The 21833-nt window shown below is 60.5% G+C and carries 15 protein-coding genes; 9 read left to right on the forward strand and 6 right to left on the reverse strand.

The features are described 5' to 3' along the window. Positions 1-196 precede the first annotated feature (196 nt). From ACVWXZ_RS05360 to ACVWXZ_RS05375, 4 genes are all read left to right on the forward strand, one after another. On the forward strand, positions 197-1099 hold the full coding sequence (locus ACVWXZ_RS05360) for a PLP-dependent cysteine synthase family protein (RefSeq protein ID WP_011433884.1): 903 nt from the start codon (positions 197-199) through the stop codon (positions 1097-1099). 168 nt (positions 1100-1267) lie between these two features. Then, the gene (locus tag ACVWXZ_RS05365; RefSeq protein ID WP_011433880.1) at positions 1268-2038 is read left to right on the forward strand and encodes a hypothetical protein; all 771 of its coding nucleotides are present in this window, start codon (positions 1268-1270) and stop codon (positions 2036-2038) included. A 204-nt stretch (positions 2039-2242) separates the two neighbouring features. Further along, positions 2243-3361, forward strand: coding sequence for a calcium/proton exchanger (cax, locus tag ACVWXZ_RS05370; protein WP_457403275.1), 1119 nt, complete (start codon positions 2243-2245; stop codon positions 3359-3361). 38 nt (positions 3362-3399) lie between these two features. Further along, a complete protein-coding gene (locus ACVWXZ_RS05375) occupies positions 3400-5250 on the forward strand; it encodes a mechanosensitive ion channel family protein (RefSeq protein WP_457482248.1) in 1851 nt (616 codons plus the stop codon). Positions 5251-5346: 96 nt separating this feature from the next. Here ACVWXZ_RS05375 and ACVWXZ_RS05380 read toward each other — a convergent pair whose 3' ends face one another. Beyond that, positions 5347-5586, reverse strand: a complete 240-nt coding sequence (locus ACVWXZ_RS05380; protein ID WP_011433877.1) for a DNA-directed RNA polymerase subunit omega — start codon at positions 5584-5586, stop codon at positions 5347-5349. Positions 5587-5828: 242 nt separating this feature from the next. After that, entirely contained in the window at positions 5829-6512 is a 684-nt protein-coding gene (locus tag ACVWXZ_RS05385; RefSeq protein ID WP_414383551.1) for a DUF2232 domain-containing protein, read from the reverse strand. A gap of 324 nt (positions 6513-6836) precedes the next feature. Here ACVWXZ_RS05385 and ACVWXZ_RS05390 point away from each other — a divergent pair, with 324 nt between their 5' ends. The 3 genes from ACVWXZ_RS05390 (at position 6837) to ACVWXZ_RS05400 (ending at position 10942) form a co-directional block, all read left to right on the forward strand. Further along, entirely contained in the window at positions 6837-7847 is a 1011-nt protein-coding gene (locus ACVWXZ_RS05390) for an ArsJ-associated glyceraldehyde-3-phosphate dehydrogenase (RefSeq protein ID WP_457441781.1), read from the forward strand. 21 nt (positions 7848-7868) lie between these two features. Then, positions 7869-9155 (forward strand): organoarsenical effux MFS transporter ArsJ, encoded by a 1287-nt coding sequence (gene arsJ, locus ACVWXZ_RS05395; RefSeq protein ID WP_457482249.1) that lies wholly within the window; start codon positions 7869-7871, stop codon positions 9153-9155. 155 nt (positions 9156-9310) lie between these two features. After that, entirely contained in the window at positions 9311-10942 is a 1632-nt protein-coding gene (locus ACVWXZ_RS05400; protein ID WP_457482250.1) for an alpha-D-glucose phosphate-specific phosphoglucomutase, read from the forward strand. Positions 10943-10986: 44 nt separating this feature from the next. Here the strand turns inward: ACVWXZ_RS05400 and ACVWXZ_RS05405 are convergent, their stop codons facing one another. The 4 genes from ACVWXZ_RS05405 to menA all read right to left on the reverse strand — a co-directional run bounded on the left by ACVWXZ_RS05405 (position 10987) and on the right by menA (position 18575). Beyond that, positions 10987-14448 (reverse strand): hypothetical protein, encoded by a 3462-nt coding sequence (locus ACVWXZ_RS05405; protein ID WP_457482251.1) that lies wholly within the window; start codon positions 14446-14448, stop codon positions 10987-10989. Continuing rightward, positions 14430-15608, reverse strand: coding sequence for an LptF/LptG family permease (locus ACVWXZ_RS05410; RefSeq protein ID WP_414343355.1), 1179 nt, complete (start codon positions 15606-15608; stop codon positions 14430-14432). Before ACVWXZ_RS05410 ends, ACVWXZ_RS05405 begins: the two co-directional genes overlap by 19 nt. A gap of 77 nt (positions 15609-15685) precedes the next feature. After that, positions 15686-17479 (reverse strand): LptA/OstA family protein, encoded by a 1794-nt coding sequence (locus ACVWXZ_RS05415; RefSeq protein WP_457403265.1) that lies wholly within the window; start codon positions 17477-17479, stop codon positions 15686-15688. A gap of 154 nt (positions 17480-17633) precedes the next feature. Further along, positions 17634-18575 (reverse strand): 2-carboxy-1,4-naphthoquinone phytyltransferase, encoded by a 942-nt coding sequence (menA, locus tag ACVWXZ_RS05420; protein ID WP_457403264.1) that lies wholly within the window; start codon positions 18573-18575, stop codon positions 17634-17636. Between the two features lie 343 nt (positions 18576-18918). Between menA and ACVWXZ_RS05425 the strand changes: the two genes are divergently transcribed. Continuing rightward, positions 18919-20490, forward strand: coding sequence for an isochorismate synthase (locus ACVWXZ_RS05425; protein WP_457482252.1), 1572 nt, complete (start codon positions 18919-18921; stop codon positions 20488-20490). Positions 20491-20606: 116 nt separating this feature from the next. Beyond that, the gene (gene thrC, locus ACVWXZ_RS05430; RefSeq protein WP_414407018.1) at positions 20607-21719 is read left to right on the forward strand and encodes a threonine synthase; all 1113 of its coding nucleotides are present in this window, start codon (positions 20607-20609) and stop codon (positions 21717-21719) included. Positions 21720-21833: the final 114 nt, after the last annotated feature.

A 21833-nucleotide genomic window follows, 5' to 3' on the forward strand; every position in this document is an offset into this window, starting at 1 on the left:
ATCCCACTTTTCTACCCCCATCTTAGAGCCTACTTGGAGCCTAGCCAGAACTTGGGCAGGAGGGGGAAACTAAAAAGCTCCCAAGAGGCCGGAAAGACCGGGGTAAGATGAGCAATGGTTGTCCAGCCGATGCCTGTCTAGCGAGGGATCCCCCTTGTATCCGACTGCATTTTCTTCTCGCCCGTTACTCCCTGCTGTGGATAGCCCTATTGAGCTGGTGGGGGGGACGCCGCTGATCCGTCTGCGGCGGGTTGCTGCCGATTTGCCGGAATCGGTACGGGTATATGGCAAGGCAGAGTGGTACAACCCTGGGGGTTCAGTCAAGGATCGCCCGGCCCTCAACATGATTCGCGCTGGCGAACGCCAGGGCAAGCTTACCCCCGGCAAGATCATCCTCGATGCCACCAGCGGTAACACCGGCATCGCCTATGCCTGGATCGGGGCCGCCTTGGGCTACAAGGTCAAGCTGGCTCTTCCCGCCAACGCCAGCCCGGAGCGCAAGAAGATCCTGGCTGCCTATGGCGTGGACTTGGTTCTGACGGATCCCGCTCTGGGATCCGATGGGGCCATCGAGAAAGCCCGCGCCCTCTATGCGGAAAACCCCGAGCTTTATTTCTACCCTGACCAGTACAGCAACCCCGCCAACTGGCAAGCCCACTACGAAACCACTGGGGTGGAGATTTGGGAGCAAACCCAGGGGCAGGTCACCCATTTTGTTACCGGGCTAGGCACCAGCGGCACCTGTATGGGGGTGGGGCGGCGCCTGCGAGAGTATCGCCCGGATATCCAAATCATTGCCATGCAGCCCGACTCTCCCTTCCATGGCCTGGAAGGGCTCAAGCACATGGCCACAGCTCTAAAACCCGAGATTTACGATCCCACCCTGCCTGACCAGCACATTGAGATCTCCACAGAAGCAGCCCAGAAAATGGTCAAGCGCTTGGCGTTGGAAGAAGGCCTGCTGGTGGGCATCTCTGCCGGCGCCAATGTGGTGGCAGCCCTAGAGGTGGCCCGTCAGCTCTCCTCTGGAGTGGTGGTGACCATCTTTTGCGACGGGGCTGACAAATATCTTTCCGAGCGTTTCTGGACAGAGGAGTGACATCCTCCCGGCGCTCGTCCTGTGGACAGGGCGCGGGCCACTCTTCCTGTCAGCGGGACGGAGTCCTTGAAGCCTGCACTCTCTCGCTTTGGCGGCGCGGAGCGCTTTGCGTCAGCATGAGTGTGGGAGTATGTCACGTACCTTTAAGGCTGAGCGCAGAGGGATCCCATGGCGATCATCGTCCTGAAAGCCTGGTATTTGGATTCGGTGTTGTCTGCTTCTCAAGTCCAACAGAGGGCCCCTGACCTGCGCCTAAGCCGTACCGGCCTCTTGAAAACGGCGATGCGGGCCGACTTTCTCGACGATGTGGAGCAGGTGAAGGCTTCCCTGTGGTGGCAGCGCTACCTGGAAGGAGAGCTGGTGGAGTTTTACATCGAAGGCAGCGGCGCCTACAGCATCTCCAACCTCGATTTGATCAGCCGTGAGATCTACTTTAATAAGCGGGCCACCCTGAACATGACCGAGCCGGTCATCTACTTCTGCGGCCAATCGGATTACCCCGACTCCAGCGCCACTCTGCACCGGGCATTGCAAGCCGTGGTAGAGACCCTCAATCGCAACCACGGGCCGGTTGTGCCCCTACAGCTTCAGGGATCCCTTCCCGCTGAGGCTGAGACCCCGCTCATCGATGCGGCCTTGATTCGCAAGCTCAAGCACGCGCTGCTGGTGGTGGCCGATGTAACCCCTGTGCAGGTGAATGGCCGGGGGCGTCCCCTACCCAGCCCTCAGGTCTGTCTGGAGTTGGGCTATGCCCTGCAATCGAAGCGCCCCGAACAATTGCTGCTGGTACAACTCCCCCGCGACGGCATCGAGGGATCCTTTCCCTTTGAGGTAGAGGGCAGCAGTTTTTTGAAAATCGCCGATCCCCAGCATCTGTCCGATCAATTGGGAGCCGAGATCGCCCGGCAGTTGCAGCGCAACCGGGTTATCTCCCTCTAGCCAGCAGCACCTATCCAACCTCCCCTCGCAGCCGTTAGACTCTTGGAGATGGTCACTCCTGGCCATGGGGGATCTGGCTCCCCGAAACCCAAACAGCCTCGCTACCTTATTTTCCCCTTGTGAACCATGACCCTGGCTAATGCAAATCCTTTGATTTCCCCGGATCGCTCTGCATCAGGTTGGCAGAGAGGTCTGAACAGCATAATGTTCCTGCTGCTGTTGGGGGTTCCCCTATCTTGGGTGGGGCACTTCCGGGGCTGGGATCCCAACCTGGTCTTCCTCTGTGCGGCTTTGGCGGTGGTGGCCTTGGCAAAGTTTATGGGTCAGGCCACGGAAGAGATTGCAGCCTTGACAGGGCCGACAGTCGGGGGGCTGATCAACGCCACCTTTGGCAATGCGGCGGAGTTGATCATCGGCTTGGTGGCACTGCGGGCGGGGCTGGTGGATGTGGTAAAAGCCTCCATCACCGGCGCGATCATCAGTAACCTGCTCCTGGTGGCCGGCTTGGCCATGTTTTTGGGCGGGATCAAGTTTCGGGAGCAGAGCTTTCGACCCGAGGTGGCCCGCATGAATGCCTCGGTGATGAACCTGGCGGTGGTGGCCTTGATCTTGCCCAGCGTGGTCACCTACACCGATGCCAACTTGGGGGAGATCTCCATCCAAGAGCTATCCACGGCGGTAGCCCTGGTGCTGATTGGGGTTTACGGTCTCACTTTGCTGTTTTCCCTCAAAACCCACAGTTACCTCTACGCCCTTCACGAAGCAGAAGCCGCAGAAGATGAGGCGGCCAATCGCCTGGCCCCCAATCCGGTTTTGCAGGCGGAAGGATCCATTCCCCAGGTGTTGACGGCTCCGCCCGAGGGAGCCGGTTTGGGGTTTTGGGTGCTGGCCCTCTTGGGGTTGACGGTGTTGGTGGCGCTGGAGTCGGAACTGTTGGTGAGCACCCTAGAGGACACGCTGGAACACTTTCACATGACGCCGCTGTTTATGGGGGTGATTTTGTTGCCGATCATCGGCAACGCGGCAGAGCATGCGACGGCGATCACGGTGGCCATGAAAGACAAGATGGATCTCTCCTTCTCGGTGGCGCTGGGCTCGACGATGCAAATTGCCCTGTTTGTGGCACCTCTGCTGGTGCTGGCCGGGGATGTGCTGCATCAGCCCATGAACTTCAACTTCGGCATGGTGGAGTTGGTGGCCATTGCAGTCTCGGTGCTGCTGATCAATTCCGTCAGCAGCGATGGGCGCTCCAACTGGCTGGAAGGGCTACTGCTCTTGGCCACCTATGCCATCCTCGGGATTGCTTTCTTCTTTCTGGAGTGAGGCGTTAAAGTGTTCTGCACCGCTGACGCAAACGGCTCATGCTGCACAAACTGCGATCGGTAGACAAGCCGAAGCCGGGGAAAACGGGATCCCTGTTGTGGCCTCTCCTTTTCGGTGCATCTTTTGCCCTATCCCCCATAGGCGGGCCCGCATGGGGGCAGGAAGCTGCCGAAAACAACGGCACCACCTCCAACCTGCCTTTGCTCAACCGTTTGGATGCCCTAGAAGAGCTGCGGCAAGCGCTTAGCCTCCCCACCTCCTCTGTCCAGGCGGAGGCCGTGACGCTGGATGGGCGGCATTTGTTTGTGGTTACTGCTCCCCAGGGGGATCCCGGCAGCCTGCCGCCGGTGTTGCAGCGGGTACGCTCCATTGAACAAACTCTGCACCAGTTGGCCAGCGCCGGATTCGATCCAGAGGCGCTGCAGGTTGAAGTCACCCTAGACGGCCAGACCAACCAGCCTGTTATCCGGGTGAATGGGCGACATTTGCTGACCATCACCTCCCTCGATGCCCAATTCCAGGGCGCCCAACCCATGGACTGGGCTGAGCAAGTAGCCGGCATTGTCGAGGAAGCGCTGCGCACCTCGCAACGGGAACGGCAGCCGCCATTTTTGCGCCGCCAAGCGGTGATTGCCCTCGGCATCTTGGCCGTGGCAGGCAGCCTGAGCCAGCTTTGTCAGCGAGAACGGCGACGGCTGCAGCAAAAACGCGCTGCCCTGCAGACGGAATACCAGGCCATCCAAGCAGAGATTCAGGAGCGCCTAGCGGGGGAAGAGCAGCCGGGCGTGGATCCCGTCTTGGTCGAACAACAGGCCGGACGCAAACGGCAGGAATCCTATTTAGAGCTGCAAATTCGCCTGCTGCGCCTGGTGCAAATTGGCCTGTGGGTGGGCGGAGTTGGGGTGAGCTTGGGCCTTTTCCCGCAAACGCGACCCCTGCAAACGTTTTTCCTGGTTTCGCTGCGCGGCCCTCTGTTGCGGTTGGTAGGGGTGGGTCTGGCCACCTATGGCAGTGTCTGGCTGAGTGGACTAGTGCTGGATAACCTCTTTGCTGCCCTGCGCCAAGAGCAAAATGCCCCCACCTATCGCCTCAGCAAACGCCTCAGCACCTTTGCCAGCGTCTCTAAAGGAGCTGCAGCCACTACCCTGGTTTTGCTTGGATCCCTGGCCGGACTGGCCTCGGTGGGGGTCAATATTGGCCCCTTAGTGGCCAGCCTGGGCTTTATTGGGCTGGGGATTTCCCTGGCTGCTCAGGATCTGATTAAGGACGTGATCAATGGGCTGTTGATTTTGATCGAAGATCAATTTGCCGAAGGGGATGTGATCGTGGTGGACGGGCGGGGCGGCCTCGTGGAACACATGGATCTGCGGCTAACCCAGTTGCGCAACACCGAAGGCAGCTTGATCTCCATTCCCAACAGTGCCATCCGGGTGGTGGAAAACCTCTCCAACGGCTGGTCACGGGTGGATCTGGGGATCATGATTGCCTATGAAAATGACCTGGAACAGGCGATACGCATCACCGAGCAGGTGGCTCTGCAGATGTACCGGGAGCCAGCTTGGCGGGAAAAAATCCTCGAGCCCCCCGAAATGCACGGTGTCGATGATCTGGGGGAGCGGGGGATCACGTTGCGCATTTGGATCAAGGTGCAGCCCCTGCAGCAGTGGAGGGTGGCGCGGGAATACCGCCGTCGCCTCAAGCACGCCTTCGATCAAGCAGGGATCCAGATTCCTTTCCCACAGCAGACCCTCTGGTTCCACAGCCCCTTGGAGATGCGCATCCAGGGTCTCAGCCCAGAGGAGACCCACCGCTTGCTGCACCTGATGGAATCGCGGCTCGAGGCTCGCCTGCGGGAAAGGGATCCCGTTGCAAACGACTTGACAAATTGACAAAATAGGCGGCTGCCGAAAGCTTCTACCCTTAGCCGCTCAGCCGGCTAGCAGTTTCAACAGGGCGGTCGCGCCAGCAGGCCGCAAGTCTAGTGACTACTCATCGCCGATGATTTCCGGCTCAGTCAGTTCATCCGACATTTCGATGACAGCGCGGCGGATTGGCTTCATCCAGCCATCTTCTATATCATCCGGATCCTCGTAGCGGCGGCGCTTGGCGCGGTTGGCCACCTGTACCGTGATGCGATAGCGATTTTTGGAAGCGTTGATCAGAGCCTCTACCCGACGCATCAGCTCGTCATTGTCAATAGCCAGTTGATTCTTGCGGGAAGCCATAATCGCAGTCTTAAATCTTGATATCTTGTTGCCACCAGGATCCCAACGAGACTCCGTCCCGCTAACGCGAAAGGACTCCGTCCCGCTACCGCGATCCTAGCAGAGAACCTTCCAGTTCTTGCATTCCTGTAGCGTTGCATGGCAATAGGGTGGGACTTTTGCCAAGAACTCATTTGTCAAGATTTGTCAAGAACTCATTTGTAGAGCAGCTTGCTCTGCTCTTGTACAACTCACAGGGGCTGCTAATCCAGCAAAAACTGTACCCACTTCGGCGGGGGTGGCAGCGGGCAACGAAAGTGCTCCATCACCAGGGCGGCCACCAAATGCACCGTGAATACGTAGATGAGGGAATTGAAGGCAATAAATCCCACCACCACCACCTGAACCATCCAGGGTTCTGCCACCCAGTAGACGCCCCATCGGCTGAGGGACACATCCAGGAGCCAGTTGGTTAGGCCGGTAAGTTGAATGGTTACGTAGATCCAGAGGTTTTCCCCCACCAGTAGGGAGGAAAGCACCAACTGAAAGATCAAGCCCAGGGCGCTGAGCACAGCCCCGCTCACCACCGAGACGTACCAGGAAAGACGCTGCTGCCACAGGCGGGCACACCAATAGCCCAGCAGACCATAGGGAATGACATAGAGAATGCTGCGCGTGGGCCCTATCAGCACCGTCAGCAACAGGCCGGAGACCACCAGGGCCATTGCCCCTGTGCGGGGATCCCAGCGCATCACCGCCAGCGCCACCGGGATGGGGAAAAACAGGCGCATGAAAGGAGCTAGCGGCGTGTAGCTCAGGATCCAGATCAAGGCCGCGGTACTGGCCAAAAAAGCCGTTTCCACCACCCTCAAAGCCGGAGAACGGGGAGGTGGGGGGGGTAAGGGAGGAAAGTCATCCTGCACAGAAGGCTGAGGCGGCGGGGGCACATCCAGAAAAGCACAACTTTTCCCAGCTTAGGCCACCGGTTGCCGGGTTGGGCGAATTGTTGCCCAGAGGTGTGGATCTGGACTGCAAATCGGCTACAGGATAGGCCCTGTTGTCGATTGGGGCTGCCTCAGCGGATCCCTTTTGGATTTCAGGACATTCGGCAACATTTCCCAAGGCCAACCGTGAACCGACCCCCATCGGCCAGTCTCTCCTGACCCTACCCATCAACTTGTCTTGAAACGACTAGGGCGTTCTGATAAAGTTGAGGCGGGATTTGCCCTGAGAGAGCGGGATCCCTTCTGGACAAGTCTAGGGTCAATGCTATGGCAGTGCGGGTGGGCATCAACGGTTTTGGCCGCATCGGACGGCTGGTGTTGCGGGCTGCTTGGGGCTGGGAAGAGCTGGAATTCGCCCACATCAACGAGATCAAAGGGGGAGCTGCGACGGCGGCCCACCTGTTGAAGTTTGACTCGGTGCAGGGCCGCTGGGCTATCGACATTGAGGGATCCGATAACCGGCTGCGCATCCAAGAGAAAACCCTCACCTTCAGCGAACACAAATCCCCCGGTGAAGTGCCCTGGGCAGAGTTGGGGATCGAGCTAGTGCTGGAATGCTCGGGCAAATTTGTCAAGGCAGCGGAGCTGGATGCCTACTTCAAAGCGGGGGTGCGCAAGGTGATTGTGGCTGCTCCCGTCCAAGACAAGACAGCCCTCAACATCGTCATGGGTGTCAACGATCACCTGTACGACCCGGCCCGGCACCATTTGCTCACGGCGGCTTCCTGCACCACCAACTGCCTGGCTCCTTTGGTGAAGGTCATCCACGAGGGAATCGGCATTGTTCACGGGGTGATCACCACCATCCATGACGTCACCAATACCCAAACCATGGTGGATGCCCCCCACAAAGACCTGCGGCGGGCCCGCTCCGCTCTGCTGTCTCTGGTGCCCACCACCACCGGCTCGGCCACGGCCATTGGTCTGATTTACCCCGAACTCAACGGCAAATTAAACGGCATTGCGGTGCGTGTTCCTCTCTTGAACGCTTCCCTGACCGATGCGGTGTTCGAAGTCAGGCGGCCCACCACCGTGGAAGAAGTCAATCACCTCTTAAAAACTGCAGCCGAGGGCGAACTCAAGGGGATCCTCGGCTACGAGGAGCTGCCCCTGGTCTCGGTGGATTTCAAAGGGGATCCCCGCTCCAGCATTGTGGATGCGCCCTCGACGATGGTGGTGGATGGCGCCCAGGTGAAGATCCTGGCCTGGTACGACAACGAATGGGGCTATGCCAACCGCATGGCGGAACTGGCCCGCAAAGTGGCCCGCAGTCTATAGATCCCCTTTGGAGACCTGCCCATGACTTCTGTTTCGACGGCTCAAGCCTCTGCGGTTCGCAACTACGCCCTGGTTACAGCGGCCTATTGGGGGTTCACCATCACCGACGGCGCCATCCGCATGTTGGTGCTGCTCCACTTCCACAAGTTGGGCTTCACCCCGATTCAGATTGCCATGCTGTTCCTCTTCTACGAGATCTTCGGGGTGATCACCAACTTCCTGGGCGGCTGGATTGGATCCCTCTTTGGCCTGCGGCTGACCCTCTACGGCGGCATTGCCATTCAGATCTTTGGCCTGGTGATGCTGGGGGTGATCAACCTGCAGTGGCCGGTCTGGGGCCAGGTGGCCTACGTGATGACCGCCCAAGCTCTGGCCGGGATCGCCAAAGACCTCACCAAGATGAGCTCCAAAAGCGCCATCCGCCTGGTGGTGCCCAAAGAAGCGGAATCCCGCCTGTTTCGTTGGGTGGCTATGCTCACGGGATCCAAAAACGCCCTCAAGGGGGTGGGGTTCTTTGTGGGAGCGGCCCTGCTGCAGATCTTCACCGAAATCTACGGGGATCCCATGGGCTTCCGCATGGCCAACTTTGTCCAGGCGGGGGCGTTGGCTTTGATCTTCTGTTCGGGGGCGCTGCTGCCTGCAGACATGGGCAAAATCAAGGCCAAGATCCCCTTCAAGCGGCTGTTTTCCAAGAGCAGAGAGATCAACATCCTCTCGGCGGCCCGCTTTTTCCTGTTTGGATCGCGGGATGTGTGGTTTGTGGTGGCCCTGCCGGTGTTTCTCTACGACAGCTTGGGCTGGACTTTTATGCAGGTGGGCAGCTACATGGCCATCTGGGTGATCGGCTATGGGTTCATTCAGTTTGTAGCACCGCAACTGCTGAGCGGGGGTCGCCCTGGCCGTGCTCCCAAGGCGCGCACCATCCAGATTTGGACCTTTGTGCTGACGGCGGTGCCGGCAATGATCGCTACAGCCTTCATGGCCGGGCTGGCGCCGGAGCTGGTGATCACCGGCGGCTTGATCCTGTTCGGGATCGTCTTTGCCTTCAATTCGGCAGTGCATTCCTACCTGGTGCTGGCCTACACGGAAGACGACGACGTAGCCCTCAATGTGGGCTTTTATTACATGGCTAATTCCGGCGGGCGGCTGTTGGGGACGGTAACTTCTGGGATCCTCTTCCAGTTCTACGGATTGGAGGGCTGTCTTTGGTTTTCCACCCTCTTGATCTTGGCGGCGGGGCTGTTCTCGTTGAAATTGCCGGATCCCAGCAAAACCCCGGTGGAGTGGGTGGTTAAGCCAGGGGATTGAAGATGGAGGGCTACCAGCCGAGATGATGCAGTCCGCTCAACCCAATCCACACATGGATGGGCAGGGAAAGAAGTCTGCGCTGCCGATGCAACTCAGCCCAAACAAGAGGCCCAACGATGAGATAGTAGAGGAGCAAGCAGCTTTTCCGGCAGCCTATGAGCCTGCGCATCGTTCCCACGACGCCCTTTCCCGGCCAAAGACCCGGCACTTCTGGCCTGCGCAAGCCGGTGTCCGTGTTTCAGCAGCCCCACTACCTGGAAAACTTCGTCCAATCCATTTTTGATGTCCTAGAGGGATCCGCCGGCCAAACCCTGGTGGTGGGGGGAGATGGCCGCTACTACAACCGCGAGGCCATTCAGATCCTGCTCAAGATGGCGGCGGCCAACGGCATCGGGCGAGTCCTGGTGGGCCAAGGAGGGATCCTCTCCACGCCGGCGGTTTCCTGTCTCATCCGCAAGTACGGCGCCTATGGGGGGATCATCTTCTCTGCCAGCCACAACCCCGGCGGCCCCCAGGGGGATTTCGGCATCAAGTACAACATCGGCAACGGTGGCCCTGCCCCGGAGAAGGTGACCGAGGCCATTTACGCCCGCACCCAGCAGATCCGGGAGTACCGCATCCTGGAAGCTCCCGATGTCGATCTGGATCGCTTGGGCGAGCAACGGCTGGGGTCCCTCACGGTGTCCGTCATTGACCCGGTGGCCGATTACTTGAGCCTGATGCAGCGTCTGTTCGATTTCGAGGCCATCCGCGACTACCTGGCTTCCGGGATCCGCATTGCCTTCGACGCCATGCACGCCGTCACCGGCCCCTATGCCCACGCCATTTTCCAGGGATCCCTGGAAGCACCAGAGGGCAGTGTGCTCAACGGGCAGCCCCTGCCGGATTTTGGCGGCGGACACCCGGATCCCAACCTGGTGCATGCCCGCTCATTGGTGGAACTGTTGTTTCGGGAAGATGGGCCGGACTTTGGGGCCGCTTCCGATGGGGATGGGGATCGCAATCTGATCCTGGGCCGCCAATTTTACGTGACCCCCAGCGACAGCTTGGCAGTGCTGGCAGCCAATGCCCACCGGGTACCCGGCTACCGAGAAGGGCTGGCGGGAATTGCCCGCTCCATGCCTACCAGCCAGGCAGCGGATCGGGTGGCGGCCAAGCTGGGGATCCCTTGCTACGAAACGCCTACCGGCTGGAAATTCTTCGGCAACCTGCTGGATGCCGGCAAGGTCACCCTCTGCGGGGAAGAGAGCTTCGGCACCGGATCTCACCACATCCGGGAAAAAGACGGGCTCTGGGCCGTCCTGTTTTGGCTGAACATTTTGGCCGTTCGACGGCAGCCGGTGCGGCAGATTGTGGAAGAACACTGGCGCACTTATGGGCGCAACGTCTACTCCCGTCACGACTACGAGGGACTGCCGGTGGAGGTGGCCGAAGCGCTGATGGCAGACTTGCGACGCTCCCTGCCCGGGTGGGTGGGCCAGCGCCTGGGATCCCAGCTGGTGGCCTACGCTGACGACTTCAGCTACACCGATCCCGTGGACGGCAGCACCACCAGCCACCAAGGGATCCGCATTGGCTTTGAGGATGGATCCCGCATCATCTACCGGCTTTCGGGAACCGGCACCCACGGAGCCACCCTGCGGGTGTACCTGGAGCGATTGGAGCTGGATCCCGCCCGGCATGGCCTGGATCCCCAAGTGGCCTTGGCCGAACAGATTCAACTGGCCGATCACCTTGCCCAGATTTGCGCCCGCACCGGTCGGCAGCAGCCAGACGTCATCACCTAGCCCGTCGCAACAGTGGACAGGGAGCCTTCCCAGGGAAGCGGGGATCAGGGCCTGAGGCCATCCCAGCCGGTCGCTTCGGCGTCGCGGAGCAGAAAGGTGCCGATAGGGGAGGTGATGGGAGAGGTCAGTTGAAAATCTCCCCGCTCTTGGGTGAGGCCCACCGGGCGACTGGGGAAAGCCACCAGGATCCCTTCCAGGCGCAGCGACTCGGCCACCGGATCGTAGGCCAGGCGCAGCTCAAAATCCCGCAGGTCGCGGCGAACTTCCACCCGGCGGATCCCTGCTTCCGTCAGGCCCAAGCGCAGCCGCCAGTGATTTTGCCATCGCGTGCCGAGGGTGGCATCCAGCTCCAGACCATAGGTAGAGATCTGGCCCAACCGGGGATCGTAAACCGCCTGCAGCGCATAGCTGATCCCCGGCTCATACACATCCAGGCCAGAGCGTTGATCCCGGTTAAATGTGGTGCTGCTGCGTCCCCGATACTCCAGACGAACGGGTTGGAGCTGTCCCTGGTTCAGGTCGTAGGCCGTCTGCAACTGAATGTTGAACAGATCAGGGGCGGTGCTCCAGGTGAAGTTGGCGTTGAGGGTATCCCACTTCTGGGTGATGAAGTCGTAGCCAAGGCTGGTGTCCAGGCGCACCAGGTTTTTCACCTCTGCCTGCAGCTCCTGCAAGTTGCGGGAGGCAATCGCTGCCAAATCCTCCGGGGTATCGTCGGGGAAGGTCAGGGCTATCGGCAGCTCGCCGGGCAGGTCATCTTCAAAGGCAATGTAGCCTGGGGGCACATCGGGTAGGGGATCGCGGGGCGTAAAGAAGCTGATGTTGGCATTGATGCGATCCACATCTTTAGGGCTGGTGGAGAGGGTTTGGAAGGGCACAGAATTGTTGCCGTAGAAGGTGCGGCTGTAGCGCAGGTCGATGGTATTCCAGTCGGCAGGTCTGAGACTGAGGCGAGGGTTGAGGCTGACGGTAGACTCCTGGTCAGGAGTGGAGTAGAGGACTTGGGTGTAATCGATAGAACCTGGCATGAAGGTGATCCAGGGAGCCGGTTGAATATCGTTGAACTGGAGGCTGGAGCGCAGCTCGTAGCGATTGAAAAAGTGGAGACCTGCCCCCACCTCTTGATCCGGCTGTTGCTCTTGAGTCAGGGTGAGGGCGCTGCTGAGGGCAATATCGGGCGTGATGCGAATGAGGTCGGGGTTAAAGGCCAGCTCGAAGTTGCGACGCGGCTCGTTGTCGCCATTGGAACTGCTGTAGGCACGGTAGGCCAGGCGATAGGTACCTCCCCAACCGGGTGGGGTCAGTTGAGTGCCCAGCGTCAACCGCGCATCGGCAAAGTCGGGGCCATCTTTGACGCTCACCCGCTGGTTGTAGTCCAAGCGGAGATCCGATTGCAGCCAGTGCACGCCCCCGTAGCGCTGAGTGTGGCTGAGGGTGAGGGGGAAGCTGTAGATGCCCCGCTCCTGGGATCCGGTGCGGCTGATGTTGAGGGTGGTGGTGGAGAGATCCCCCTGAAAGGTGGCGTTGAGACGCAGATCGGCGTTGTCGTTGCGCCCGCCGGCAGGACGGTAGGTGTTGTCCAGGTTGAGGTTGAGCTGTCCCCGCAGTTGGCCTTCCTGCCCAAAGAGGTTGGCAGCGTAGAAGTCGAAGTTGTGGTCGATGCGGAAACGGCTGGAGAAGCGCTGTTGGTCAGCTTCGGTCACCAAGTAAAACTGGGCTCGCCCGTAGTTGACACTGTCCGGGATGGGCAGGATGTAGTCATGCAAGAAACCAATGCCCACCCCTTTTTTCTGCATGACATCCAGCCGCAGGCCGCCGAAGTTGTATTCGTCGAAGCGGTAGGCCCAACTGGATTTGACAAACACCCCCTCTGTCTCGCTGCGCCCCGGCAGCACCCACTGGTGATCCCGCAGGCTGTAGATGAACAGGGGGAAATAGGCGATCTGAAGGCCCGCCCGCAGATCCCCTGCTTCTGTGAGTTCGCCGCCGGCAAACACGCGGGCGTCGTAGACGATCACCCGGTCATCGGGAAACACCTCCACCCGATCCCCTTGCACGTAGTGGGTGATGGGTGGCTCTGGCGAGGTGGTGACGGTGGCTTTCTCGAAAAAGATCTGATCCCCCAAAATGGCGGTGGTCTCTTGGCTGCGCACAAAAACCTTGGTGCCCGGCTCCTCCCCCGGCAGAATGACCAGCGAGCTCTCAAATTGGGCGGTGCGACCGGGGATATCCAGATCCAAATTTCGCCCTTCGATTTGCCGGATCCCGCGCCCTTGGGGGCCAGGGGGCTGCTCCATGCGAAAAGGGCCCTCGCTGCGCAGGCGTCGCTCCCGCCGATAAAACAGCAGCCGGTCGCCGGTGATGCGGGTGCCGTCAGCCAGTTGGATCAAGGCGTTCCCCTCGGCAATGCCCAGGTCTTGTTCGGCGATGTAGCTGAGCACATCCCCACTCACGTTGATTTGATCCGGGTCAAGGGGAATTTGCCGCTGCGCGGTGGCCGAGAGCTGCTGGCGAATCTGGGATCCCTGGCTAACGTTCCCTGTCGCCGAGACGGCATCTGCCCCGGTGCCCAGATCCCGCAAAAGGGGGAACTGCTCCAGCAGTTGAGGAGCCAGGGGTGAGCCAGCGGTGGGGATAAAGGCTTCCGTTCCCCTTGGAGGGGATCCCGTCAGCCCCGACCCAGGGGTGGCCTCTGCCAACAGGACACCGCCCAAATCCAAGCTCCCACCGGCTTGGGAGATCAGGGGAGGAATGGTCTTGGGGGAAGCTGGGATCCGATTTAACCTTGCCTCTGAACCGGCTCCACCTTGCAGTTGGGCCGTAGCCCGGTTTTCGCCATTGGATTCCGATCGCGTCAGCGGGACGGAGTCCTTGGTGGGGCGCAGCCAGGGTTGCTCTTCCACCTGCAGGGCTTCAGCCTGAGAAGTCATGGGCTGGGAAAGCCGAAGGGAGTTCAGGCTGGGAACTGCCGCGGTGGGCGTCGCCGGTGAAGGGGGTTGGGGAGAAGGTGTTGCCTGGGCCTGCTGCGCCTGTCGCCGAGCATGGGCTGCTGCCCCTTCGGCCAACAGCCGTTGTAGCCGCTGTCGGTTCAGTTCTTCTGGCGTGAGGGGCTTTTCAGGAGAGTTGGCAAGGGGAGGGGATCCAAAGTCTGAAACCGGGGCCGTAGGGGGTGGGGTTGCCGCAGTCAAGGCTGTAGCAGGCAGAGAAGATTGCGCCTCGGCCAAGGTGATGGGCTCCTCATCGGCGGCAGCCATCGGTTCTGGGCTGGAAGCCCGGCGGGCCAGTTGCAGGCGCTGAGCAAGTGTTTGCGCTGACCGAAAGCGCTGGTAGCCCTCCAGAGAGAACTCCGTCCCGCCGACGCCAACAGTGGGCAGGGGGTCCAACTGGGCGAAGACGGCCTCCCCCGTCCCCAACCACAGGGAGCCGCCCCAGCAAAGAGCCAACCACTTTGCCCAAGGGCTGAAGTCAGGGGGGAAGTTGCAGGATTTCACCGTAAAAACCGCCACAGTAAAGAGAAGCCCACCCCACCGAAAATCATATTCGGCAACCAGGCAGCCAGCCAGGGATCGATATGCTCCACTCGACCCATCGCTCGTCCCAGGCTCATCAGTACATAGTAAATAAACACCAGAACAATCGCTAGCGCCACGCCGCCGTAGCGCCCCGTTTGCCGCACCGTTTGCAGGCCCAAGGGGGCAGCCACCAAGATGGCGAAAAAGCTGGCCAAAGGAATGGCGAACTTGAGGTGGTATTCCGTCAGGCAGCGGGCCACATCGGCAGAAGGGCGTTGCTCCGCTCGATATCGCTGGCACTGCTCCCACAGCTCCCCCGCCCGTTGCTCTTGGGGCACTTTTTCCGCGTACACCAGGCCCACCAGTTTGTTGACGATGTTGAGCTGCATTTCTTCCACCTGGCCTTCATAGTAGGTGCGCCCCTGCTCGTCATAACGGCGGATCACCACATCTCGCAGTTGCCACGATTGGCCCACCTGCTGCGCGGTTTGAGCGGAGATCACCTGCGGATAGCGCAGGTGGCCGGTCTCAGCTTTGCGATCCAGGATCAACAAATCCTGCATCAAGCCGGTCTTCGGGTCAATCGATCCGACATGAAACCAGAGATCATCATCCACCCGCACGATCTCTTCTGGATTAAACAAAAGAGCATCTTGAGCCAAGATGAGGTTCTTGTTCAGGATTTTCACCTTTTGGTTGGTTTCCGGCACAATCACTTCATTGGTCAACAGCGCCAAGCCGCTGATCAGCAGGCCAATACAGAGCACGGGGATAAACACTTTGCGATAGGGGATCCCAGCAGCACGCAGGGCGGTGATCTCGCTGTCGGCTCCCATTTTGCCCAGGGTGAGCAAGGTGGCAAAGAGGCCGGCAATGGGAAAGGTGACCACCAAAATGGCGGGCAAATTGAGGAGGAGAATGTGCAAAATGGTCAGGGGAGGGGCGCCCTTTTTCACCAGCAGATCGGTGTAGATAAACAGCTGGTTGCCCAGCATCAGCACCGTCCCCCCGGCCACTCCCAGAAAGAAGGGGCGAATCATCTCTTTGAAGAGATAAAACTCCAAAAAGGCAGCCCCCAATCTCAGGGATCCCCAAAAGCTGCCCGCTTGAGCAGGGGTTCTGCGCAGTTTGCCCTCGGCGAGTGGAGCCGTCATGACATCACCTCGGATCACAACCTCAGCCAAACCTGGACGATCAAAAACCACAGATGGCTCCCCGAGGGGGGATCCCATCAGAGGGCGTCGGTGATGCGAAACTGAAACATGCCCTGCTGTTGCCCGTCCCCTTCGACGGTGTATTCATCTTGTTTTATGTTCAGGGTAACCAGCTTGCCACTGAGGCGATTGGCGCCCCGGCACATCTGATCCAGCGCGTTGCGGCCCGGCAGAGCTTGGGTGCTCTCCCCGGGAAGGCGGCCGACCTCTCCCCGATCGCAGAGCACCACAGGAGCCTGTTCGGCGCTGATTTTGAAAATTTGTTCTCGGTCGAAGTAATCGGCGCGATCCCCTTCGATGGCGCGGTTGGCCTGCACAATAACCACATTGCCGAAGAAGCGGGCATCGCCGCTGGCTTGGTCGATCTCCACCCGGTCGGCGTAGATCACCGTCGGCTGATCCACATCCGCCTGGGTCTCTGAGTTTTGCAAGCGCCGCGCCAGCCACTCCCCCTCGATCTGCTCGATCACCACCTCTCCCCGCAGCTCCACTTTCTCAGGGGTGATGGTGGCCTGGTTGGCCTTGGCCCTGCGCCCCCGCTGGATGAACTCGACGGCATCGCTAAACTCGGAAGTGCCGGTGCGGGAGTTGTAAACCAGGCGGGCAGCCCGCACCTCGGTTTCGGCTTGGCGCAGCTCCTCTGTCAGGGATCCCCCGCCGGGCGTGGGGGTAGAGGCAGCCATCTGCCGGTAAAGGACGTTCTCTTCAAAGAAGAAGATCTTGTCGCGGTGGTTGCCCTCCAGGCGGGCGGAGGTGAGCACCCGTCCGGGTTCTTCCAGGGTAACTCCTCCCGTCAACAGACTTTGGGATTCGCGGCGGCGGTAGGTGCCCTGGGCCGCCTGGATGATGGTTTCCCCCTGGCGGATCTCCAGGTTGCCTTCCCCTTGGGCAATTTGTGTGTTGCGGTCGTACGTGAGGCGGTCGGCAATGATGGTGACTTCTTGATCCTGTTGGTCTGGGGTCGCCTCCGGGCCGGGAGAGGCCTGGGCCAAGCGCAGATCGGCCAATAAGGGATCCCGGCTGCTGTCGCCGGCCACCTCTTGCAACACCACACCGCCGGAGAGAATGCTTTGGGCCTGCTGGCGCAGGTAGGTGCCCTGGGGAGCGCGAATTTCGATGCCACGTTCGCGAATGCGCAGGTTCCCTTTCCCCTGAGCCACTTGTTGGGTGCGGTCGTAGGTGATCTGGTCGGCGGTGATGGTGGTGGAGGTGGGTGCCGAGCCGTTTGGGGGCAACACTATCAGCTTGCCCTGCTGAGCGCTGAGAAGGGCAAATTGAAAGTTAAACGAGCCAGAGCGGCCCTGCAACACCATTTCCCGGCCTTTGAGGGTGAACTCCGCGGGCACCTCGATGCGTTCTTCGGGGGTGACTCTCAGGGCGCTGGTCAAGAGCAAGCTGCCATCGTCGCTCCTCACCTCCACCTCGCCATCCAAATACAGCTCGTCGGCGGTGGCATTGTAGCGGGCTCGCTTGGCCCGCCAAGTCATCTGCTCGCTGCTATCAAAAAAGGGATCCGGCACCCCTTCCTGTCGGTCGGCGCTTTCTCCGTAGAAGTAGCCGTGCGCCCCCTGCTCAAATACTTGTTGCCCGGCTGCCAGATCCACCTGCTCGGCGATCAGTCGCCACCGCTGATGGCCTCCCCGACGACCCAAGATATCTACCCTGCGGCTGACCGAGAGGGGCTGGTCGGGGGGAGGAGACTCCACCTTCACTTCTTCGATGTCGATCGACAAGGCCCAGCCCACCAAAGCAGCCAAGATGCTGCTCCCCAACAGCGCCACTCCCAGGTTGGAATTGAAGAATCGCCCCATCCTATTCTTGCTGCCGCCTCACCTCGACCCGAACTGACCACTCCCCTTGGAGCCAACGCTCTGAGCTAGCACTCTAGGCTGTAGCTTATCCCATTTTGCCGGCTGCACCGGAGGGATCCCGCGCACACCTAGCCTTAAGCCGACTTTTCAGCCTTCAGCCATAGCGGCTGAGGATGAACCCCAACCCCAGAAACAGCCCCAGCCAAAAGTGGAGGCCGACGGCAATGAACTTGGAATGGCTAATCCGCTGCGGCTGGTCATGGTAAGCCCCCAGCAGGCGGGAGAGCCGCACCGCAAACGGGATCCCCGCCAAACTCAGCAGGGTCCAAGCTGGAAAGATCCCCAGCCCCACAAACAGCAGCATCAGGCCAAAAAGGCTGCCGCAGAGCCAGGGGATGAGGCGGGCCGAGCGCAAAGTCCCCAGGCGGGCCACCGGCGAGCGCTTGCCGCAGGCTAGGTCATCCTGCACTTGATGGAAATGGGAACAAAACAAAATCAAGCTGGTCGCCATTCCCACCACCAGTGAGGCTGCCAACCCCGGCAGCGACCAGGTCTGGCTTTGGCTGTAGTGGGCAGCCGAGACCGCCAGCGGCCCAAAGCTGAAAAAGCAGAGGATCTCCCCCAGGCCCTGGTAGCCCAGGCGCAGGGGCGGCCCTTGGTAGGCATAGCCCAGCCCACAGGCCAGCAGCACCAACAGCAGCACCGTCGGATCCCATTGCCGCCAGCTCAGCCACAGGATCCCCAGCAGACCCAGGGCCAAAAAGGCATTCCCCACCCAAAACACCTGCCCCGGCTTGCCCGTCAGGTTAACCAGGGAGTGGAGTTTGTTTTTGTCCACCCCTGTCTGGGCATCGAACACGTCGTTGCTGAGGTTGACCCAGGCCAAGATGCAGATGGCAGCTCCCCAAAACACCCCCAAAACCCCCAAATCCAGTACCCCTGACTGGGCGTAGGCAATGGCGGATCCCACCCAGATGGGCATGATCGCCACACTGTACATGGGGGGCTTGAGGGCAGCCATCCACAATTGCCGGCGGGAGGGGTCACTCCATGCGACCTCTGCTGGTGGCTGCACTTGGCCGACATCTGGATGCATGCGAATTCTCCTTGGGGAGCAAGCCTGCTCTGGGGCCCGTCTCCGGATCTGTCTATATCTGTTCTGTAAGGTAGAGCGCCTTAGGAAGCATTCTCCAGGATGCTAAGAAACTTTGCAGTCCGTGAAGAAGCTCCTCAGATCTGGCCCCCAAAAGCCCGGGCTGCCGGCTCTTCTCCTAATCTCTTATCCTAAAGTCATCTCCTGCCGGTCTCCATCGACAGGTGTCCTGTTTTCGGCCAAGGTGGGATCGTTCTCTTTGCTCTTTCGCATGACCTCTTCTCTTTCCCCTCGGAATGCCCACGGTACGCTTGAGTGCCTGGAGTGGCCGAGAGCATGGCCGCCGATGCGCACTTCTGCTTGGACAGGCGAGACGGGGAATCGGCGCCACTGGGATCCCTTCCTAGCCGCCTGCCAACAGATGGCGCGGGCGCGGGGCGTGCCCCAAATCCTCAGCTTGTCCCAGCCCATCCCAGAGCTGGATCCGCTGGCGGTGCTGGCCCAGAAGCTGGGTTCTCTCCCCACGAACCGATTCCCGAGCTACTGTTATTTCTCCCACAAGGCCCACGGGGAAAGGGTGCGGGTGTTGGGATGGGGATCCCTGCGGCAGGTCGATCTCTCGGGAGAAGGGGGCTTGCGGGCGGCACGGAGCTTTGTAGAAGAGCTGCAGCCCCACGTCCATGCCGCTTGCATTGGCAGAACGGAGCCCTCGGAAGTGGGAAGATTCCCAGACAGCCGGCAGGAACGCCCCCTGTGTTTCTGTCGCCTTGGTTTCAGCCCCAGGAGTGATGGGGGGGCGGCGCTGGTTCTGCCGCGCTGGCAACTGTTGCAGGTACCAGGCTCCTGGAGATCTCTGGCGGTGGCGCGGCTCAATCTGGAAATTGCTCCCGAAAGTGACCTAGCAGCTTTGGCCGGGCAGATCACCGCCTTTTTTGCCCAAATGGAGCGCCTTTCTCGATCCCCCTTGCCCTCGTGGGAATTGCAAGCTCCTGTGCCAGTGAACTTGGAGGAAGCCCCCCTCTTGGCGCGCATCCAAAAAGCCCTGCAGGTGATTCAGGCGGGATCCCTGGAGAAAGTGGTGCTGGCCGAAGCCGTGGATCTGCACTTGCCTCTCCCGCCGTCAATCCCGTCCCTGCTGGCCTACCTGGAAACAGATCATCCCGATTGCAGCATCTTTGCCTTTGCCGCTGGCGTCAGCGGGCCGAAGTCCTTGGAGGCAGATGCTCGGGGGAATTTGCCGGCCAGGCCTCTCCCCCTGGTCCAAGAGGGGGCCTTTCCCCAGGTTTTCTTGGGGGCCACCCCGGAGCGCTTGCTTTCCGTGTGGCAAGGCCGGGTGCAGATCGATGCCTTAGCCGGCTCCGCCGCCCGCGGCGCCACCCCTGTCCAGGATCGCCAGTTGGCCGAGGAGCTGCTCCGCAGCCCCAAAGACCGCCGCGAACACCAGTGGGTGGTGCGCTCGATCCGGGAGGCTCTGAGTCGGTTGGGAATGGATCCCTGCATTTCCCCGCAACCGCGGCTGCTCCGTCTAGCCAACATCCAGCATCTGCAAACCTTGATCGAGGCGGAGCTCCCCGCCGATGTACATCTGTTCGATCTGCTGGCCCAGCTCCACCCGACGGCAGCGGTGGGAGGGTATCCCCAACAGGCGGCGCTGCAGTGGCTAGAGCGGTTGGAACCCTTTGATCGCTCCAGCTATGCTGCTCCTTTGGGCTGGGTAGACTTACAGGGCAATGGCGAGTTTGTGGTGGGGATCCGCTCCGCCCTAATTCGGGGGAATTGGGCCCGCTTGTATGCCGGTGCCGGGATTGTGGCTGACTCCAACCCAGAGCAAGAGCTGGCCGAGATTCGTCTGAAGTTGCGCTCTCTGGTGCAGGCTCTGGCCTTGCGACCTGCAGCTCCTCCGCTCCCCAGCTTCTGAAGAGAGGGGATCAGGAAGATGTTTCTGCCGCCGCTGCGGGAGGTGGATACGAACCCCTCCACGAACAGCTACAGTGAGAAAGCCGGTCTTTGATTAGCCTCGGTGTCCTCTGCGGCATGGCGACCCTGAATCCCACCCATCCCCCTCGTATAGCCGGATCCCGCGCGCAAGTGGGGCTTTGGCCCGGCCTGATCCAGCACTATCGGGAATGGCTCCCCGTCAGCGCCAGCACACCTGTGGTCACGCTACATGAGGGCAACACGCCTCTGGTGCCTTCCCCGGCTTTGAGCCAACGGCTGGGGCGAGACTGCCAAGTTTACCTGAAGCTGGAGGGCCTCAACCCCACCGGTAGTTTTAAGGATCGGGGTATGACGATGGCGGTGTCCAAGGCCAAAGAGGCCGGAGCAGAGGCCGTGATCTGCGCCAGTACCGGCAACACCTCGGCGGCGGCTGCTGCCTTTGCGGCCAAAGGAGGTCTGCGGGCCTATGTGCTGATCCCCGATGGCTACGTGGCCAAAGGCAAACTGGCCCAAACCCTGATGTACGGGGCGGAGATCATCGCCGTTCAAGGCAACTTCGACCAAGCGCTGGCTATGGTGCGGCAGCTGGCGGAAACCTACCCGGTGGCCCTGGTGAACTCGGTCAACCGCTTCCGCTTGGAAGGGCAGAAAACCGCCGCCTTCGAGGTGGTGGATGCTTTGGGGGATGCCCCCGATTGGCTCTGTATTCCGGTGGGCAACGCGGGCAACATCACGGCTTATTGGATGGGGTTTTGCCAGTACCGCCAGCAGGGCAAGGCTACCCGTCGCCCTCGTCTCTACGGCTTCGAGGCTGCCGGTGCTGCCCCCATGGTGTTGAACCGGGTGGTGGAACACCCAGAGACGGTGGCCACGGCCATTCGCATCGGCAATCCTGCCAGTTGGGTGAAGGCCAAGGCGGCAGTGCAGGTGAGCGGCGGTCAGGTGGATAGCGTCACCGACGAGGAGATTCTGGCAGCCTATCGTCTCCTGGCATCCGAAGAAGGGATCTTTTGCGAGCCGGCCAGCGCGGCCTCGGTGGCAGGATTGCTGAAATGGCGAGAGCAGGTGCCTGCTGGAGCACAGGTGGTGTGCGTGCTGACGGGCAATGGCCTTAAGGATCCGGACACGGCCAGCCACCAGGGATCCGCTCCTATCCACACCGGCGTTGTCCCTGAGCTGTCCGCTGTTGCTCGTCTGATGGGTTTCTAGCAGAAACCGCCCGCTGGTTAGGGTCAGCTAGAAATCGCAGGAGCCCCGCACTGTACCCGTAGGGTCAGTGTCGGGAGGAATGCGGAAGTTACGATAGAACCATGACCCAAGTCC

Source organism: Thermostichus sp. MS-CIW-38, assembly GCF_054058415.1.

Bases quoted from the DNA above. Each gene is read 5' to 3' on its own strand.
- ACVWXZ_RS05365 (WP_011433880.1), top strand. From the start codon at position 1,268: ATGGCGATCATCGTCCTGAAAGCCTGGTATTTGGATTCGGTGTTGTCT.
- cax (WP_457403275.1), top strand. From the start codon at position 2,243: ATGTTCCTGCTGCTGTTGGGGGTTCCCCTATCTTGGGTGGGGCACTTC.
- ACVWXZ_RS05375 (WP_457482248.1), top strand. From the start codon at position 3,400: ATGCTGCACAAACTGCGATCGGTAGACAAGCCGAAGCCGGGGAAAACG.
- ACVWXZ_RS05380 (WP_011433877.1), bottom strand. From the start codon at position 5,586: ATGGCTTCCCGCAAGAATCAACTGGCTATTGACAATGACGAGCTGATG.
- ACVWXZ_RS05390 (WP_457441781.1), top strand. From the start codon at position 6,837: ATGGCAGTGCGGGTGGGCATCAACGGTTTTGGCCGCATCGGACGGCTG.
- arsJ (WP_457482249.1), top strand. From the start codon at position 7,869: ATGACTTCTGTTTCGACGGCTCAAGCCTCTGCGGTTCGCAACTACGCC.
- ACVWXZ_RS05400 (WP_457482250.1), top strand. From the start codon at position 9,311: ATGAGCCTGCGCATCGTTCCCACGACGCCCTTTCCCGGCCAAAGACCC.
- ACVWXZ_RS05410 (WP_414343355.1), bottom strand. From the start codon at position 15,608: ATGACGGCTCCACTCGCCGAGGGCAAACTGCGCAGAACCCCTGCTCAA.
- ACVWXZ_RS05415 (WP_457403265.1), bottom strand. From the start codon at position 17,479: ATGGGGCGATTCTTCAATTCCAACCTGGGAGTGGCGCTGTTGGGGAGC.
- menA (WP_457403264.1), bottom strand. From the start codon at position 18,575: ATGCATCCAGATGTCGGCCAAGTGCAGCCACCAGCAGAGGTCGCATGG.
- ACVWXZ_RS05425 (WP_457482252.1), top strand. From the start codon at position 18,919: ATGCGCACTTCTGCTTGGACAGGCGAGACGGGGAATCGGCGCCACTGG.
- thrC (WP_414407018.1), top strand. From the start codon at position 20,607: ATGGCGACCCTGAATCCCACCCATCCCCCTCGTATAGCCGGATCCCGC.